Here is a 14,953-nt window from a genome sequence, read left to right as displayed (position 1 = left end):
ACACCATGAAACTCCTGGTCATCAATCCAAACATCAGCGAAAAGGTGTCCGCTCTGATCCTCGCTGAGGCACAGCGGGCAGCGTCACCCGGGACCGAAATCATCCTGCGGACGGCGCCCTTCGGCGTGGAATACATCGAAACCCGCATGGAATCGCTGCTCGCAGCGGGGGCTGTGGCGCAGGTGATCGCAGAGGAACACGAGAACGTGGACGCCGTCGTCGTTGCCGCTTTCGGCGACCCGGGCATGCCGGCGCTCAAGGAATTCGTGGACATCCCGGTCGTGGGAATCACGGAGGCCGCGCTCTACACCGCGGCCCTTCAGGGCACCCGGTTCTCCATTGTGGCAATCTCCCACCGGATCACGGCCTGGTACCGGGAGTGCGTGGAACGGAACGGTCTCGGGGGGCGGTTGGCTTCCATCCGCTCCCTGACCGACCCGCTCACCGGAATAGGTTCCGTCCAGGAGGACTTCACTCCCCATCTGCTCGAGCTCTCAGGCCAGGTGGTCCGCGAAGACGGGGCCGACGTCGTCATCCTCGCCGGCGCTCCGCTGGCCGGGCTGGCAAGGGAAGTAGGCAACCAGATTCCCGTGCCGGTTGTGGATGGCATTTCGGCCGGCGTGAAGCAGGCCGAAGTGCTCGTCGCCCTCGCAGGTGGAAGCCACCGTGCCGGCAGCTTCGCACCCCCTCCGCCGAAACCGAATGCCGGCTTATCAGTTGCCATTACCCGCACGCTTGCACGCGGGCACGAGATTCATGGAAAGGAACGTGGTCCGGAATGAGACTGGACTCGCTCATCACGAATGCCGTCATAGTCAACGCCACCCATACGGTCACCGGCCACATCGGCGTGCTGGACGGACGCATCGCCGCAATCTACGACGGTGCCACCCCTCCCGACGAACTCCCCGAGGCTGCCCGCATGATCGACGCGCGAGGCCGCACCGCCATTCCGGGCGGAGTGGATGGGCACTGCCACATCGAACAGGTCACCGGTGCATACTCATCACTGGACACCTTCGAGTCCGCAACCATCGCCGCGCTCTGGGGAGGCACTACGACGGTCATCGACTTCGGCATCCCGCGCTCACTGAACGAAACTCCCCTGCAGGCTGCGGAGAACAAGCTGCGCCTGGCACAGGTAGCGCGCTGCGATGTTGCGCTGCACGGTTCGGTCATCACCTGGGACGACACCGTCCCGGCCCAGCTTGAGCGGCTGTCGGAACTCGGCATCCGGTCGGTGAAGATGTACACCACCAATCGCGGTTCCACCATGGCGGATGAGGACACCATCCTGCGCGTCATGAAGGAAATGGTCCGTCTCGACGGGCTGACCTACATACACGCCGAGCACGACGCCATCATCGCTGACTGCACCGGTGACCACGCAGGCCGCGGAGAGACCGGGATCGAGAACCTGCACCGTACCCGGCCGGAACTGGCGGAGATCGCCTCTGTTCGCGAAGTCCTGGCCATGGCAGAGTACACCGGTGCACCGGTTTATTTCGTGCACCAGACGGTCTCCGAAGCGGTCGAGCTGGTACAGGACGCCCGGTCACGCGGGTTCAGCGCCTACTCCGAGACCTGCCCGCACTATCTGAGCCTTGACGAAAGCGTTTATGGCTCGGAGTTCCCCGAGCGGTTTGCCTGCTGTCCCCCGATGCGCAGCAGGGAGGCCGTGCAGGCGCTTGTCGACCGGGCTCTCGCCGGCGGAATCGACACCGTCTCCTCGGACCATTCGTGCTACGACATGGGTCAGAAGTCCTCACGCAAGGACGACATCCGGTTCATGCCGCACGGTCTTCCCGGCGTCGAGACCCGGATGCCGGCGACGTTCACCTCCCTGGTTACGGAGCGGGGAATGCCACTGCAACAGTTCGTGGAACTCTTCGCCGCCGCACCGGCGCGCATCAACGGACTGGCTTCGAAGGGAGTCCTGGCTCCGGGATACGACGCCGATATCGTTCTCTTTGATCCGAGGGAAGCCCGGACTGTCGATGGCGCCGCCCTCCACATGGGGACGGATTTCTCACCCTTCCATGGCCTGGAGCTCGCTGGCTGGCCATCGACGGTTATTTCCGCCGGCCGCGTAGTGCTCGACGACGGCGTGTTCAGCGACCCGGGACCCGTTGGCCGATTTATCCGGAGACAGGGACCGCGGGAAATGCAGGGCACCAGGCAGGAGGTCCTGTCGCATGCATGAGCTGGCTGAGACTTCACGGCCGACCCGCATCGGGATGATTGTCCCGTCGTCGAATACGTGCCTTGAACCGCAGACCTATCGGATACTCGGGGACCGCACCGACGTCACCGTGCACTTCACCCGTGTCGAAGTCACGCGGATTGCGCTGGACGACGGTTCGAACAAGCAGTTTGACCACTCCACGATGATTGCCGCGGCACGGCTCCTGCAGACGGCCGACGTCGATGTGATCGCGTGGAACGGCACCGCCGGATCATGGTTGGGCCCTGCCGCAGACCGCGAGATGGTGCGTCAGATCACCGCTGAAACCGGAGTACCCGCCACCACGTCCACCCTCGCGTACCTGGAGGCCCTCAAGGCGTTTGGGGCAGCGCGGATCGGACTGATCACGCCCTACACAGCGGACGTCAACGATGCAATCGCTCGACGGTATTCCACGGAGGGCATCGAGGTGGTGTCCGAGCGGCACCTCGGGCTGTCCGTGAACGAGTCCTTCGGGAGGGTTCCGCCGTCGGACCTGCTCGAACCGTCCCGTGACCTGGCATCGCGGCAGGACCGACCAGACGCTCTGATCTACCTCTGCACCAATCTGTACGGCGCGCCGGTGGTCGAGCAAGTCGAGGCGGAGACCGGCCTGCCCGTGCTCGACTCGGTGGCAGTGACGCTGTGGAAGACACTCACCATGGCCGGCGCTCCCGGCCTTGACCAGCGCTGGGGACGCCTGTTGCTCTAGTGCCTGCTCTGCCCCTGCGGTCAGCCGAAGAGGTGCTTCAGCGTCTGGTCCCGGTAGGACTGGACGTGGTGTAACGCCTCTTCGGCTGCTGCCGCCGGGTCACCGGAATTGATTGCCGCGCATAGGTCACTGTGCTCGTTGCAGACGGCATCGAGGTTGGATACCTGCCCGAAGAGCCAGTGCAGTCTCCCCATCAGGGGCGTCAGAATGTCACGCAGGGTCGCGCTGCCTGAGAAATCGATGATCGCGTCATGAAAATCCGAGTTCGCCGCGCGGGCGGCCTCCCGATCTCCCTCGGCGAGCGCTTCACGGGATAGCTCGACATACTTCTGGAGGTCGTTGGGCTCACCGGCAGCCACCCTCTCCGCCGCCAGCTTCGACGCCAGGCCCTCCAGCGCCTCGCGGATGTCGAAGATCTCCTCGACTTCCTTGCGCTCGAGCCGCTTGACCACGATGCCGCGGGTTGGCAGTGTCTCGACAAGGCCTTCCCGATGGAGGATCCGGATCGCTTCGCGGACAGGGAACCTGGAGACCTCAAACTCGGTTGCAAGGTCACGTTCCACCAGCCGCGTACCAGGCGGGAACGTTCCGTTGAAGATACGGCTGCGGATCTCGTTCCCGACGATCTCACGCAGAGGAAGGTCATGGCGATACAGTCCGCCCTGAACACTCATGTACTGTCCCTTCACCGCCGTCTTCGCGCGAAATCCACACTACCGGTTCATGGTGAATCCTCTGCCTCAATTCGTTGTCTTCGCCCGCAAGTGCATCCGCTCGCCCTGCCGCCCGAACAGGCTGAGGAACTCCACGGCGTGACGGTCCGCCTTCCCGAACCAGTGCGGTACCCGGGTGTCGAACTCCGCCGCTTCCCCGGCGGGCAGCACCAGGTCGAGTTCACCCAGGACCATGCGAAGGTTACCGTTCAGCACGTACAGCCACTCGTACCCCTCATGGACCTTGAGGTCAGGTTCCTCGAGCGGCATGTCGGCGTGCAGCACGTGCTTGTAGGCCTGGATGCCGCCCGGCCGGCGGGTCAGTGGTACCACCGTTCCACGCCCCATATCGATCGGACGCAGGTGTACGCGCGGGTCACCCGTAGTCGGTGCACCCACGAGTTCATCCAACGGCACCTGATGCGCCTGGGCCAGCGGGAGCAGCAATTCCAGGTTCGGTTTACGTTGTCCGGATTCAAGCCGGGACAACGTGCTCACCGAAATGCCCGTCGACTCGGACAGCGCCTGAAGGGTCACGTCCCGCTTCACCCGGAGCGCCCTAAGCCGGGGCCCCACCGCGGCGAGGGCTTCTCCAATCTCGTCACTCATACCCATATTTTGCCACTTCAGCAAGGTTCCTTGCTAGTCGCGTTTGCCCGTTCCATGCTGAAACCATGACACCTGAACTGAACTCTTTCGACGTCGTCGTGATTGGCGGCGGAGCCGCCGGCCTCAGCGCGGCACTGATGCTCGGGCGCACCCGCCGGAGTGTCGCCGTGGTCGACGCGGGCCACCCACGCAACTCCCCCGCCAGCGGCGTGCACGGGTTCATCACCCGTGAGGGGATGAACCCGCTCGACCTCGTGACCGCCGGTCAAGCCGACGTGCAGTCCTATGGCGGCGCCATAATCGCCGGCACCGTCGTTGACGCAGCCCGCACCGCTGATCCCCACCTCCGCTTCCGCACCACGCTCGACGACGGGACCGTGCTCTCCTCGCGCCGGCTGCTCCTCACCGCCGGACTGACCGACGTGCTGCCGGACATTCCCGGACTCCGCGAACGGTGGGGCCGGGAGGTCCTGCACTGCCCGTTCTGCCACGGGTGGGAAGTCCGCGACCAGCGCATCGGAGTCCTGGGTACCCGCGCCATGTCGGTCCACCAGGCGTTGCTGTTCCGCCAGTGGAGCAGCAGCATCACACTCTTCCTGAACGACACCGTTGAACCGACCGAGGAAGAGTGGGAGCACCTCGCCGCGCGCGGGATCGAGGTCGTGGACGGCGGCGTGACCCGCGTCCTCAATGAGAACGACGGCGGCGCCCTGAGCGGCGTGGAACTCACCGGCGATCTCGTGGTCCCGGTAGAGGCCCTGGCGGTTGCACCGCGCTTCGTTGCCAATACCGGGATCTTCACAGGCCTGGGTCTCAACCCGGTCCAGCACCCAGCCGGTGTCGGCGAGCATCTTGCGGTGGACGAGATGGGGGCCACCGACGTCGACGGCGTCTGGGCCGCCGGGAACGTGGCGAACCTGATGCTGCAGGTCCTGCCGTCCGCCGCAGCGGGCTCGGCAGCAGCGGTGGCCATCAATAACCACCTCATGGCCGAGGAACTCCAGCGGGATCTCGAGACTTACCGGTCCTCTTCCGCGGCCGCCCCCGCAGGGAGCAGGATAGGAGCGGAGGTTTCCTGATGCATACACACCACCAGGCCCACGATCACGGTCCCCGCGAATTCGACGAAGCGTTCTGGGACGCCCGGTACGCGGAGAAGAAGCGCATCTGGAGCGGACGCCCGAACCCGCAGTTGGTCGCCGAAGCCGAGGGCCTGCGTCCCGGTACCGCGCTCGACGTCGGCTGCGGTGAAGGCGCGGATGCGCTGTGGCTGGCCGCGCGCGGCTGGGAGGTCACCGGCGTCGACATCTCGAGGGTCGCTCTCTCCCGCGCGGCCGAGCACGAGCGGGAGCAGCGGGAGGGGCAAGAATCCGGCACTTCTCCGGTGCGCTGGGAACATCATGACCTCACGGCCTGGGCCCCTCCGTCGGGCTCCCTTGACCTCGTCACCGCCCAGTACATGCATCTGCCCACCGCCCAGCGTGAGCACCTGTTCCGGAACCTGGCCCGCGCCGTCGCGCCGGGTGGAACCCTGCTGATTGTTGGTCACCACCCGTCGGACCTGCAGTCCGAAGCATCCCGCCCTAACCTGCCCGACCTGTACTTCACCGCGGAGGACATCGCGGAGATGCTCGACGACGGCTGGGAGCACCAGGTCATTGAGGCACGTCCGCGTAAGGCCAGCGGTCCGGAGGGCGAAACCCTCGCCGTCGCCGATACCGTCTACCGGGGCCGGCGCCTGACGTAGACACAGCGGTCAGGAGACGACGAGCGCCTCCAGGTCGTCGAAGAACGCCTGATAGCCCGCAGCTGTCTGCTCGCGCTGCTCCGCGGAGAAGTCGGGGGCGTCCTGCACAAGGGTCATCTGCGTACGGCCGTCGACGTCGGCGAAGGTGACGCTGATGGGCGCTCCCGGGTCCGTGCCTGGCCGGTCGGTGATGGTCAGGCCCAACCGTTCCGGCGGGGTCACCTCGGTGTACTCGCCCTCCCAGTTGATGGTGTTGCCGTCCGGCAGCTCCATGACGGCGTGCCAACTACCGCCGGGGCGAACGTCGAGCACGAGGGAGTCACGTGGCACGTGGACCTGCGAACTTCCGAACCAGACGGCGAAGTCCGCGGGGTCAGTCCACGCCGCGAAGACGCGTTCCCTCGGGGCGGCGAAGGTGCGGGTGACAGTGATCTGGTGGGACATGCGGATCCTCTCTCCGTGATGGGGCGTCAGCGCTGAAAGCCTACGCCCGGCCCTTCAAGATGGCGTACCAGTACAACCGGATGAACCCGTACCGTTCCACCAGCCATGTCAGCCGCTTCTCCTTCGCGAGCCCCTTCCAACCGGGGACTGAAGGTTTGGGTGCGCGAGTGTCATCGAATTCGGCAAGCACCACTGTAGAGCGACTTACCGTGAAAGGACAGGCTCCGTAGCCGTTGTACTCCTGGCTGGGCTGACCGCCCTTGAGCACAGCTTTCAGGTTCTTCGCGAGGACCTTGGTCTGCTGCCGGAGGGCCGCACCCGACTTGGAGTTCGGGGTCCCCGCCGCGTCACCCAGCGACCACACGGTTGGGTGAGTGACGTGTCGGAGGGTCTTCTTGTCGACGGCGACGAAACCGTCGTCATCGGCCAGGCCGGTTTCGCGAATCCAGTCCGGGGCGGACTGCGGCGGTGCGGCGTGCAGGACGTCGTACTGGATCTGTTCCTCCGTGCCCTGGGCGGTGTCACGCAGGGTGGCCACCCGGTTGTCGGCGTCGACCGATGTGAGTTCTGTGCTGCAGCGCAGTTCGATGCCGTACTCGGTGATCTTCCGGTTCAGCTCCTCGTCCACAACTTCGACGCCGTAGACGGTCTTAGTCGGGACGGCGAGGATTACGCGGATGTTGTCGAGGACGCCCTGCGAGCGCCAGTAGTCGCATGCGAGGTACATGGGCTTCTGGGCGGCGCCGCCGCAGGTGATGGGGCCGTCGGGCATGGTGAAGACCACTGTTCCGGACCGGAGGTTGCTCAGCAGGCGCCATGCCTTCACGGCTAGGTCGAGGCTATAGTTCGTCGCTCCGTACGGGGAATCGTAGGCGTTCTGCAGACCTGGAATTCCGTCCCAGTTCTTCTGGATTCCAGGGCAGACAACGAGGTGTCCGTACGTGAGATTCCTGCCGGAGGCGAGCGTCACGGTCTTCGTTGCCGGGTCTATGGCTGTGGCAGAATCACGGTGCCAGGTGATGCCCTTCGGCATCACGGACTTCTGTGACCGCACGGCCATCTCCGCCTTGCCCGTACCGCCGGCAATGTGGGAGAAGAAGGGCTGGTATTGGTGCTGTTCAGTGGGATCGACGACGGCGATTCCCTTGACCTTGTAGCGCTTGAGGCGTGCCGCGAGGGAGATACCGGCGTTTCCGCCGCCGATGATCAGCACCTGGTATTGCAGGTCTCCCTGTCCCTGGGATTCTCCGCTGTCCTCAGACATGATCGCTCCTCTCGATGGTGAGCTCACCCATGCGGTTCCAGTTCGTGGCTGAGATCTGTTCGCTGATGATGTGCGGGGTTTCGACAAGCGCCTGCGGCATGTCCTTCATGGCCTGCTGGAAGTGGTCGCTGGTCACGTGGGCGCCGGCGGCATCGTCTTCAAAGGCCTCAACGAGGACAAACTCGTTGGGGTTATCCACGCTGCGCGACCAGTCGAACCAGAGGTTGCCGGGCTCGGCGCGGGTGGCTTCGGTGAACTCGCGGGTGAGATCGAGCCAGCGCTCGCTCCAGTCGGGCTTCACGTTGAATTTGACGACGATGAAGATCATGCTGATGCCTTCCGCTCGAGTGGTTCCTGCACCATGCTAGGCGTCCCGGGCGAGCGCCGCAGTCCCCCAGGAGTGATCAGCTTCCACCCGGAACCAGCAGCGTTGACGTCGGAGCCGGCAGCGGAGCCGGCTGGGAACGCTCCGTGAAGCCGTCCATGATGTTCAACAGAGTCATGATGCCGATCACCACCAGAGACAACCTGATCACAACTCCAGCAAGCCCGGGACGCTTCGATCTCCGGCGCGTGCTCCCCCGGCGGTTGGAGGTCGGCGGGCGGGCCGGGGACCGCCCCGTGGCCACCTGGTCGCGCATGCCAACCCGGCGTCGCTGGAGTGTCTGCGAGGCACCGCCGTCAGCTGCCTGCAGTTCCTGTGTAGTCCACAAGCCGGGGCTTCGTTCACCGGCCAGCATCTCCCTGAGATACTGCGCGATGACGTCGACTGCAACGATATCCAGCACGGTGGGCAGCGAGCGCAACGCCGGTATGAACGTCTCCGCCGCTTCAATGCGGACGCCGCTGTTCGAACGACCCGCAACATCGGGCTGTCCGATCAAGCAGATCCAGCCGACAGCGAGGTACCGATGCTGTGGTTCCAGCAGCGCTGCGACGGCGCTAGCCTGGTCCAGCACAGTGTCGATCCGCGCAGCTCGGTACCCGTTCTGCCGCAGTTCGCCGCCGCGCAATTCAACGGTGCCGGTCCAGTTCTTTGTGTCCAGAACGACGACGCCGCCCGGCCCAACGAGCACATGATCCAGATTCGCTTTGGGTCGACCCGGCCAATGGACATCGTGAAGGACGCGCCAACCCTCACCTTCGAGCTCGGCCAGCCGTTCAGCGACAAGTCGCTCTCCGAGCGCCCCCGCCTCCCAGGCGTGCAACTGCTGCTCGGCGCGCACCAATTCCTGCTTCAGCTTCTCGACCCGCTCCCGAGCCCGCCGCGCCTGTTCGGCAGCACCTGCTCCTGCAGCCGCATCTGTCGACATGTTCCCCCCATTCGATCCTTTTCAGACTAGGACCGCATTCCAAGGCTTGGACCAGGAAATCCGCAAAACTGGATCAGTTCTGGAGGTAGGGAGCCGCGCAGGAATGGCCCTGTAGGGAGGTGACCTAAGCCGTCCGCAGCTTCTCGGCGAGCTCCGGGAGACCGCTCGCCTCCAGGTGCGGGGTCTCGAAGTATGCCGGGTAAACCGTACGGGATCGGTTGATCCACGCCGTCTCCAATCCGGCCCGGTGCGCGCCGTGGATGTCCCAGGGGTGAACCGCAACCAACAGGAGCTCCCCCGGCTCCCGAACGAGTTCCGCCGCAGCATACTCGTAGGCTTCCGGAGCGGGCTTCCAACGGTCGGCGTCGGCGACGCTGAGCAGTCTGGCGAAGTGTTTGCGGATTCCTGCCCGCTCGAAAAGCGCTTCCGCCACCGACGTTGCGCCGTTGCTCAGGGTGACCAGCTCTGCAAGGCCGGCGAGCGCCTCAATGCCGGGGACGACGTCGTCGTGCACGGAAAGTGTTGTCAGCACGCCCATGATGTTGTCCACCGCGGCAGTGTGGTCCCCCGCGCCGAGCGTGTCAGCGCACAGCCGCTGGAGGCTGTCCTTGGCGAGGTCGGCGAAGCCGGGATGATCGTTCGTCACGGTGAGGGCGAAGCCGTCCCGCAGGATCCCCGCGAACCACACGCGCGCCGCCAGCGCGGGCAGCCCCTCGTCGTCGAACGCGTCGGCGAGCGGACTCATATCGGACAGGGTTTCATTGACGTCGAAGATGATGGTTCGTGGCTGATTGGTCATGGTGCAACCATGACAGGAGGAAGCGGCCGGGAACAGGCTTACGGCCGCCAGGTAGGAGAAATGCGACTGCGCCTGTCCGCCGGTGTGGAGTCCGGCGGACAGGCGCAGTCAGGGAAACGGAACCGCTAGTTCGCGAAGACGTCCTGCAGACGCGGGCCGATCCACAGGGCAACCGAATCGCCGCCGTTGTTCAGCACCGAAGCGCTGCCCCCGTTGTAGTAGGCCTCAGCCGAGTTCGTTCCGGGTCCCGTGTACACGCGAAACTCCGCGCCGGGCGCCAGGACATAGCCCTCGCCGATGGTCAGGATGTTATTCGCGGCATCCCGGATGATTGCGCCGCTCACGTCGATGCTCGCGCCTGAGGTGTTGCGGAGGACCACGTGCTCGCCGTTCTCGGGCTGCACATCGTTGCCGACCGGGTTGTTCACCGAGTCGGCGATTTCGACGCCGGCTCCCGGGAACACGGGCTGACCCTTGAGGAAACGGTGGTTCTGGATCGGGAAGTCTGTGGTCACCGCGTCGACGCCGAGATCCAGCGAGTACTGCACCGCCTCGGGCGAGTTCACCGTGTACACGCCGAGGATCAGTCCGGCGCCCTTCACGTCCGCAACGTTCTGCGGTGTCAGGGTCCGGTAGTTGGTACCCACAGAATCGGCGAAGGTCGCCCACGACTCAACAACCGCACGCGGCGGAACCACGCTGGTGAGCTGCTGCAGCTCGATGTCCGGAGCGATTGCTGCGAAGCGGCGGTTCGAAGCCTCATCAAAGCCGATGACCTGGATCTTGTCCGCGGCAACCAGCTGCGTCCACTTCGGGTCGTTGTAGAGTTCATCGGCGACAACCTGCTCGACGCCGGGCGAGTTCACGGGCGCCTTGATCTCGATGTACACACCGGTCTTGACGGTTGCGATCTCAGCCGCGTCGTCGAAATGCGGGATGCGCTCCCCTGCGTACTTGTCGCTGAAGTAGGAGCCGGCGTCGAGCTGCTGAAGTTCCGCCCAGGTGAAGGACGTGATCGGGTTGTTCTCGCGGCCGGGGAACACCTCTTCAACGTTGGTTGTGCGCGCAGGGGTGTTGTCGTGGAACAGGAACGGAACGCCGTCGGCGCTCAGCTGCACGTCGATCTCGAAGAAGTCGGCACCGGACGCACGTCCGTCCTTGAACGCGGCAACAGTGTTCTCCGGTGCGGTGCCGGCAGCTCCCCGGTGTCCGATGAGGATCGGGGCGTCGGTCGCCTTCTCGGCGGGCACAGCGTGTGCGACGGCGACGGGCACGGTGGCGAGTGTCAGTCCGGCAACGGTGGCGAGTGTCAGTCCGGCAACGGTGGTGGCAATGGTCCTGGTCAGGCGAAAAGCCATAAGGTTCAGTCCCTTTCGGATGAAGTGTGGGTGGTCCCCTCGCCCGATGTTTCATGGTGCTGTGGTCCACCTGGTCAACGCCGGGTGAACTGCGAGTGAAAGCCGCGCCCACACCCCGCGTTGAGTTGGCAGGACACACCGTGAAAGCCCGCGTAACGGGGTGTGTCCTGCCAAATCGACGGGTTAGTGGCGGGAGTAACGCCGCACGAAGTTGGTGAGGATCTGCGGCGGCCAGGTCACCGACGAGCCCTTCGCGCGCTGAATCACGGTTTCCGCCTGATCCGGCGGGAAGTAGCCGGCATGCCGGTAGATGCGGATGCGTTGAACGAGACCCTCTACGTCCAGTTCGGGGTGAAACTGCGTGGCATAGAGGTTTCTCTTCACCCGGAACATCTGCACTGGGCACGACGCCGACGACGCCAGCAGCACCGCGCCGGCCGGAAGCGTTGCGCAAGCCTCCTTGTGCCCAACGAAGGCATCGAAGCGCGGCGGGAGGCCGGCCAGTAGCGGGTCCGATGAGCCGTCGTCGTTCATTGTGATCTCCACCGAACCGATCGGTTCCGCGAAGGTTCGGTCAATCACCGCGCCCTGGTGCCGCCCCAGCGTTCCGACCCCGTAGCAGGCGCCCATGAACGGGAAGTCGGAGTCGACAACCCGGTCGAGCAACTCACCGAGTTCACGCTCCACACGATGCTGCGTGGAAGATTTAGCGTCCTCCGGGTCGGAAGAGTTGAAGGGGCTGCCGCCGAGGAAGATACCGGAATAGTCCTCGAGCCGGAGATCGGGCAGAGGTTTCTGCTCCACACGGATTCGATGAAGACTCGACGGCGTCAGCCCGGTAAAGCGGAGGAAGCTGCGGTATTCACCCTCGGCCGCCGTATCCTCGGCGCGGGTGCCCAGAAGCAGGAACGGTAGCACCCATTGATCGTACTGCCCGGCAGATTTTTCAGCCGACCCCTCGCAAAATGGTAAGCATGCTGATAGAAATTAACGGTGCCGTCTTCCCATTAATTCCTTGACGGTCTACGGCATCCCAAGTCTAAGGAGAGCATCATGGCAGGAAACACGCTTGTACGATCCCTTCACGATCTCAGTGCTGCGGCTTGGTTCGGCGGGTCGCTCATGGGCGCCGTCGGCCTGAACGGCGCGGCAGCCGAAGCCAAGGACCCCACGGAGCGCGCCCGTCTTTCCACGATCGGGTGGGCTCGCTGGACTCCGGTGCAGATTGCAGCGTTCGGCGCACACGCGATCGGCGGCATCGGGCTCATCGCCGCGAACAAGGGCCGCCTGGCCGGACAGTCGGGCGCCGTCGCCAATACCGTCGTCAAGTCCGCGATTACTGTCGTCGGCATGGCAGCGTCCCTCTACTCGGGCATGCTCGGCAAGAAGGTGGGCGAACTGAGCCAGCACGGTGCTGAAGGCTCAACAGAGCCCAACCCGGGAGCGCCCGAGGAACTTGCCAAGGCACAGCAGCAGCTGAAGATTCTTCAGTGGGTCCTGCCCGCCCTCAGCGGCGCAGTGATTGTGCTGGGTGCAAACCAGGGTGAGCAGCAGCGCCCCACGAACGTGCTTGGCGGACTCTTCAACCGCTAGACACCAAGAAGCAAGGCCCGTCGTTTCCCCCAAACGGCGGGCCTCTTCGGTTAACCCCCGTGGGACTTTCACGCAGCTCTGGTGGTTTCCGGCGTCGCTGGGTCGCCACAGGTGCACAAAAGTTCCGGATACCAACAGCGAGTATTTAGAGGAGAAACATGGGCCAGCCAAAGCAGCAGCAGGATGTACCCGGCGTTCAGTCGGAGATGGACCCTACGCCGGACTGCGGTGAGGAGAGCTACCGCGGGAGCGGCAAACTCACCGGCAAGGCGGCAGTCATCACCGGCGGCGACAGCGGAATCGGTCGCGCCGTGGCCATCGCCTTCGCGCGTGAAGGTGCCGACGTCCTCATCTCCTACCTCAGCGAGGACGACGACGCCGAGGACACGGCCCGCCACATCGAGGATGCCGGCCGGAGGGCGGTTCTGGTACGCGGTGACCTCTCGGATTCCGAACACTGCAGGGACATCATCGAGCTGGCCGTGCAGGAATTCGGCAAGGTAGACGTCCTTGTTAGCAATGCGGCGTACCAGATGAGCCACGAGAGCCTCGATGAGATCACCGAGGAGGAGTGGGAGTACACGTTCAAGGTGAACGTCGCGGCGATGTTCCACTTGGTCAAGGCCGCCCTGCCGCACATGGCGCCAGGTTCGTCGATCATCGGCAGCTCATCCGTCAACTCGGACATGCCGAGCCCCTCGCTGGCACCCTACGCTGCAACGAAGGCAGCCATCGCGAACTTCTCCGCAAGCCTCGCGCAGATGCTCGGCGAGAAGGGTATCCGCGTGAACAGCGTTGCTCCCGGGCCCATCTGGACCCCGCTCATCCCCGCCACCATGCCGCCTGAAAAGGTAGAGCAGTTCGGCGATGATACTCCCCTGGGCCGCGCCGGGCAGCCTGCTGAGCTAGCCCCGGCATACGTCCTCCTGGCGTCCGACGACGGCAGCTACATGTCCGGCGCGCGCATCGCCGTCACCGGCGGCCGACCCATCCTCTGACGCGCCCGGTTCGAACGGGTTTGAGTTGGCAGGACACACCGGTAATGGTCGGGCAGAAGGGGTGTGTCCTGCCAACTCAACGTGATGGAGGATGAACCATGGAATTCAACCGGCTGCTGCAGATTCGGCGCATCTATGCGCAGCCTGCTGCCCTGGAGTTGCCCCGCGGCAAGGAGATCGTGGAGCGGTGGCCGGATGCCGACGTCGTTCTGGTGGAAAACCACTGGAATATCCCTGAGGTGCACGGTGATGAGACCAACGTGCCCCGCTGGTCCCGAATCAAGACCGAGGCGCTGGTCCTCGGCGTCAAGAAGGCGCTGACCGTCAAGCCCAACGGGCGGTCCGCGGACTTCATTGCCCCCTCAACCGCCAACGGCTGCGCCATGGCGTGCGCCTACTGCTACGTTCCCCGGCACAAGGGGTACAGCAACCCGGTGACGGTGTTCGCGAACATCAACCAGATTGCCGGCACCCTCGAGCGGCATGCCACGCGCCAGGGCATGAAGCTGGAGCCCAACCAGTGTGACCCGGAACTCTGGGTCTACGACATCGGGGAGAACAGTGACTGCTCCGTGGACGCATTGATCAGCGACAACGTTGAGGACCTGGTCACTCTCTTCCGCGACCTCCCTACCGCCAAGCTGTCCTTCGCCACCAAGTACGTGAACCCCGCGATGCTGGACTGGGATCACGGCGGGCATACGAGAATCCGGTTCTCCCTCATGCCCGCGGACCTGGCGAAGTCGATCGACGTCCGCACCTCGGCCGTGGCCGAACGCATGGCGGCCATCAATGACTTCGTCGATGCCGGGTACGAGGTACACGTGAACTTCTCCCCCGTTATCGTCACGGACACGTGGCTCAGTGACTGGCACGAGCTCCTGCACCAACTCGACGCCATGCTGACGCCTGCGGCGAAAGCCCAGCTCGCTGCCGAAGTTATCTTCCTGACCCACAACGAACGCCTCCACGAGGTCAACCTGGGTTGGCATCCTCAGGCCGAGAGCGTGCTGTGGCGGCCGGACCTGCAGGAATCGAAGGTCTCCTCGAACGGTTTCACCAATGTCCGATACCGTTCAGGAACCAAGGCACGTTATGTCCGAGAACTGACCGCACTGATCGAAGAAATCGCACCGTACTGCCGGATCCGCTACGCGTTTTGACGCCCGGGAGAACGTG

At 64.5% G+C, this 14,953-nt stretch carries 17 protein-coding genes; 8 read left to right on the top strand and 9 right to left on the bottom strand.

Annotated elements, in window-relative coordinates:
* The first annotated feature begins 5 nt into the window (after positions 1 to 5).
* The 3 genes from AC4D1W_RS00955 to AC4D1W_RS00945 are packed head-to-tail and all read left to right on the top strand — an operon-like array spanning position 6 to position 2,936.
* Positions 6 to 782, top strand: coding sequence for an aspartate/glutamate racemase family protein (locus AC4D1W_RS00955; protein WP_490897458.1), 777 nt, complete (start codon positions 6 to 8; stop codon positions 780 to 782).
* A complete protein-coding gene (locus AC4D1W_RS00950; protein WP_490897457.1) occupies positions 779 to 2,203 on the top strand; it encodes a dihydroorotase in 1,425 nt (474 codons plus the stop codon). The genes AC4D1W_RS00955 and AC4D1W_RS00950 overlap by 4 nt, the downstream gene beginning before the upstream one ends.
* Positions 2,196 to 2,936, top strand: a complete 741-nt coding sequence (locus AC4D1W_RS00945) for a maleate cis-trans isomerase family protein (protein ID WP_490897456.1) — start codon at positions 2,196 to 2,198, stop codon at positions 2,934 to 2,936. Before AC4D1W_RS00950 ends, AC4D1W_RS00945 begins: the two co-directional genes overlap by 8 nt.
* A 20-nt stretch (positions 2,937 to 2,956) precedes the next feature.
* Here AC4D1W_RS00945 and AC4D1W_RS00940 read toward each other — a convergent pair whose 3' ends face one another.
* Both AC4D1W_RS00940 and AC4D1W_RS00935 read right to left on the bottom strand, forming a co-directional pair.
* Complete coding sequence (locus AC4D1W_RS00940; protein ID WP_490892241.1) at positions 2,957 to 3,610, bottom strand: GntR family transcriptional regulator; 654 nt, start codon at positions 3,608 to 3,610, stop codon at positions 2,957 to 2,959.
* 66 nt (positions 3,611 to 3,676) lie between these two features.
* Entirely contained in the window at positions 3,677 to 4,258 is a 582-nt protein-coding gene (locus AC4D1W_RS00935) for a helix-turn-helix domain-containing protein (protein ID WP_490892240.1), read from the bottom strand.
* Between the two features lie 65 nt (positions 4,259 to 4,323).
* Between AC4D1W_RS00935 and AC4D1W_RS00930 the strand changes: the two genes are divergently transcribed.
* Together AC4D1W_RS00930 and AC4D1W_RS00925 are read left to right on the top strand one after the other, a co-directional pair.
* Positions 4,324 to 5,337 carry an NAD(P)/FAD-dependent oxidoreductase gene (locus tag AC4D1W_RS00930; protein WP_490892239.1) on the top strand — a complete coding sequence of 338 codons (1,014 nt, stop codon included), beginning with the start codon at positions 4,324 to 4,326 and terminating at the stop codon, positions 5,335 to 5,337.
* Positions 5,337 to 6,005 (top strand): class I SAM-dependent methyltransferase, encoded by a 669-nt coding sequence (locus tag AC4D1W_RS00925; RefSeq protein WP_490892238.1) that lies wholly within the window; start codon positions 5,337 to 5,339, stop codon positions 6,003 to 6,005. The genes AC4D1W_RS00930 and AC4D1W_RS00925 overlap by 1 nt, the downstream gene beginning before the upstream one ends.
* Positions 6,006 to 6,014: 9 nt before the next feature.
* Here the strand turns inward: AC4D1W_RS00925 and AC4D1W_RS00920 are convergent, their stop codons facing one another.
* From AC4D1W_RS00920 to AC4D1W_RS00890, 7 genes are all read right to left on the bottom strand, one after another.
* A complete protein-coding gene (locus AC4D1W_RS00920; RefSeq protein WP_490892237.1) occupies positions 6,015 to 6,449 on the bottom strand; it encodes an SRPBCC family protein in 435 nt (144 codons plus the stop codon).
* 40 nt (positions 6,450 to 6,489) lie between these two features.
* Positions 6,490 to 7,713, bottom strand: a complete 1,224-nt coding sequence (locus AC4D1W_RS00915; protein ID WP_490897455.1) for an NAD(P)/FAD-dependent oxidoreductase — start codon at positions 7,711 to 7,713, stop codon at positions 6,490 to 6,492.
* Positions 7,706 to 8,041, bottom strand: a complete 336-nt coding sequence (locus AC4D1W_RS00910; protein ID WP_490897454.1) for a putative quinol monooxygenase — start codon at positions 8,039 to 8,041, stop codon at positions 7,706 to 7,708. The genes AC4D1W_RS00915 and AC4D1W_RS00910 overlap by 8 nt, the downstream gene beginning before the upstream one ends.
* A gap of 76 nt (positions 8,042 to 8,117) precedes the next feature.
* Complete coding sequence (locus AC4D1W_RS00905) at positions 8,118 to 9,026, bottom strand: nuclease-related domain-containing protein (RefSeq protein ID WP_490897453.1); 909 nt, start codon at positions 9,024 to 9,026, stop codon at positions 8,118 to 8,120.
* A gap of 124 nt (positions 9,027 to 9,150) precedes the next feature.
* Positions 9,151 to 9,825, bottom strand: a complete 675-nt coding sequence (locus tag AC4D1W_RS00900; RefSeq protein ID WP_490897452.1) for a haloacid dehalogenase type II — start codon at positions 9,823 to 9,825, stop codon at positions 9,151 to 9,153.
* A gap of 125 nt (positions 9,826 to 9,950) precedes the next feature.
* Complete coding sequence (locus AC4D1W_RS00895) at positions 9,951 to 11,183, bottom strand: glycerophosphodiester phosphodiesterase family protein (RefSeq protein WP_490897451.1); 1,233 nt, start codon at positions 11,181 to 11,183, stop codon at positions 9,951 to 9,953.
* Positions 11,184 to 11,366: 183 nt separating this feature from the next.
* Entirely contained in the window at positions 11,367 to 12,101 is a 735-nt protein-coding gene (locus AC4D1W_RS00890; protein ID WP_490897450.1) for a glutamine amidotransferase, read from the bottom strand.
* Positions 12,102 to 12,236: 135 nt separating this feature from the next.
* Between AC4D1W_RS00890 and AC4D1W_RS00885 the strand changes: the two genes are divergently transcribed.
* From AC4D1W_RS00885 to AC4D1W_RS00875, 3 genes are all read left to right on the top strand, one after another.
* On the top strand, positions 12,237 to 12,776 hold the full coding sequence (locus AC4D1W_RS00885; RefSeq protein ID WP_490892230.1) for a hypothetical protein: 540 nt from the start codon (positions 12,237 to 12,239) through the stop codon (positions 12,774 to 12,776).
* 158 nt (positions 12,777 to 12,934) lie between these two features.
* Complete coding sequence (locus AC4D1W_RS00880; RefSeq protein WP_490892229.1) at positions 12,935 to 13,774, top strand: glucose 1-dehydrogenase; 840 nt, start codon at positions 12,935 to 12,937, stop codon at positions 13,772 to 13,774.
* 98 nt (positions 13,775 to 13,872) lie between these two features.
* Positions 13,873 to 14,937 carry a spore photoproduct lyase family protein gene (locus AC4D1W_RS00875; RefSeq protein ID WP_490897449.1) on the top strand — a complete coding sequence of 355 codons (1,065 nt, stop codon included), beginning with the start codon at positions 13,873 to 13,875 and terminating at the stop codon, positions 14,935 to 14,937.
* The last annotated feature ends 16 nt before the right edge of the window (positions 14,938 to 14,953 follow it).

This window comes from Arthrobacter sp. TJ-170 (genome assembly GCF_058269305.1).
Note: the sequence above shows the minus strand (reverse complement) of the source record. Positions and strands in the feature narration are given on the sequence as shown.

Coding starts and splice junctions, on each gene's coding strand:
- AC4D1W_RS00955 (WP_490897458.1), top strand. CDS start 6: ATGAAACTCCTGGTCATCAATCCAAACATCAGCGAAAAGGTGTCCGCT.
- AC4D1W_RS00950 (WP_490897457.1), top strand. CDS start 779: ATGAGACTGGACTCGCTCATCACGAATGCCGTCATAGTCAACGCCACC.
- AC4D1W_RS00945 (WP_490897456.1), top strand. CDS start 2,196: ATGCATGAGCTGGCTGAGACTTCACGGCCGACCCGCATCGGGATGATT.
- AC4D1W_RS00940 (WP_490892241.1), bottom strand. CDS start 3,610: ATGAGTGTTCAGGGCGGACTGTATCGCCATGACCTTCCTCTGCGTGAG.
- AC4D1W_RS00935 (WP_490892240.1), bottom strand. CDS start 4,258: ATGAGTGACGAGATTGGAGAAGCCCTCGCCGCGGTGGGGCCCCGGCTT.
- AC4D1W_RS00930 (WP_490892239.1), top strand. CDS start 4,324: ATGACACCTGAACTGAACTCTTTCGACGTCGTCGTGATTGGCGGCGGA.
- AC4D1W_RS00925 (WP_490892238.1), top strand. CDS start 5,337: ATGCATACACACCACCAGGCCCACGATCACGGTCCCCGCGAATTCGAC.
- AC4D1W_RS00920 (WP_490892237.1), bottom strand. CDS start 6,449: ATGTCCCACCAGATCACTGTCACCCGCACCTTCGCCGCCCCGAGGGAA.
- AC4D1W_RS00915 (WP_490897455.1), bottom strand. CDS start 7,713: ATGTCTGAGGACAGCGGAGAATCCCAGGGACAGGGAGACCTGCAATAC.
- AC4D1W_RS00910 (WP_490897454.1), bottom strand. CDS start 8,041: ATGATCTTCATCGTCGTCAAATTCAACGTGAAGCCCGACTGGAGCGAG.
- AC4D1W_RS00905 (WP_490897453.1), bottom strand. CDS start 9,026: ATGTCGACAGATGCGGCTGCAGGAGCAGGTGCTGCCGAACAGGCGCGG.
- AC4D1W_RS00900 (WP_490897452.1), bottom strand. CDS start 9,825: ATGACCAATCAGCCACGAACCATCATCTTCGACGTCAATGAAACCCTG.
- AC4D1W_RS00895 (WP_490897451.1), bottom strand. CDS start 11,183: ATGGCTTTTCGCCTGACCAGGACCATTGCCACCACCGTTGCCGGACTG.
- AC4D1W_RS00885 (WP_490892230.1), top strand. CDS start 12,237: ATGGCAGGAAACACGCTTGTACGATCCCTTCACGATCTCAGTGCTGCG.
- AC4D1W_RS00880 (WP_490892229.1), top strand. CDS start 12,935: ATGGGCCAGCCAAAGCAGCAGCAGGATGTACCCGGCGTTCAGTCGGAG.
- AC4D1W_RS00875 (WP_490897449.1), top strand. CDS start 13,873: ATGGAATTCAACCGGCTGCTGCAGATTCGGCGCATCTATGCGCAGCCT.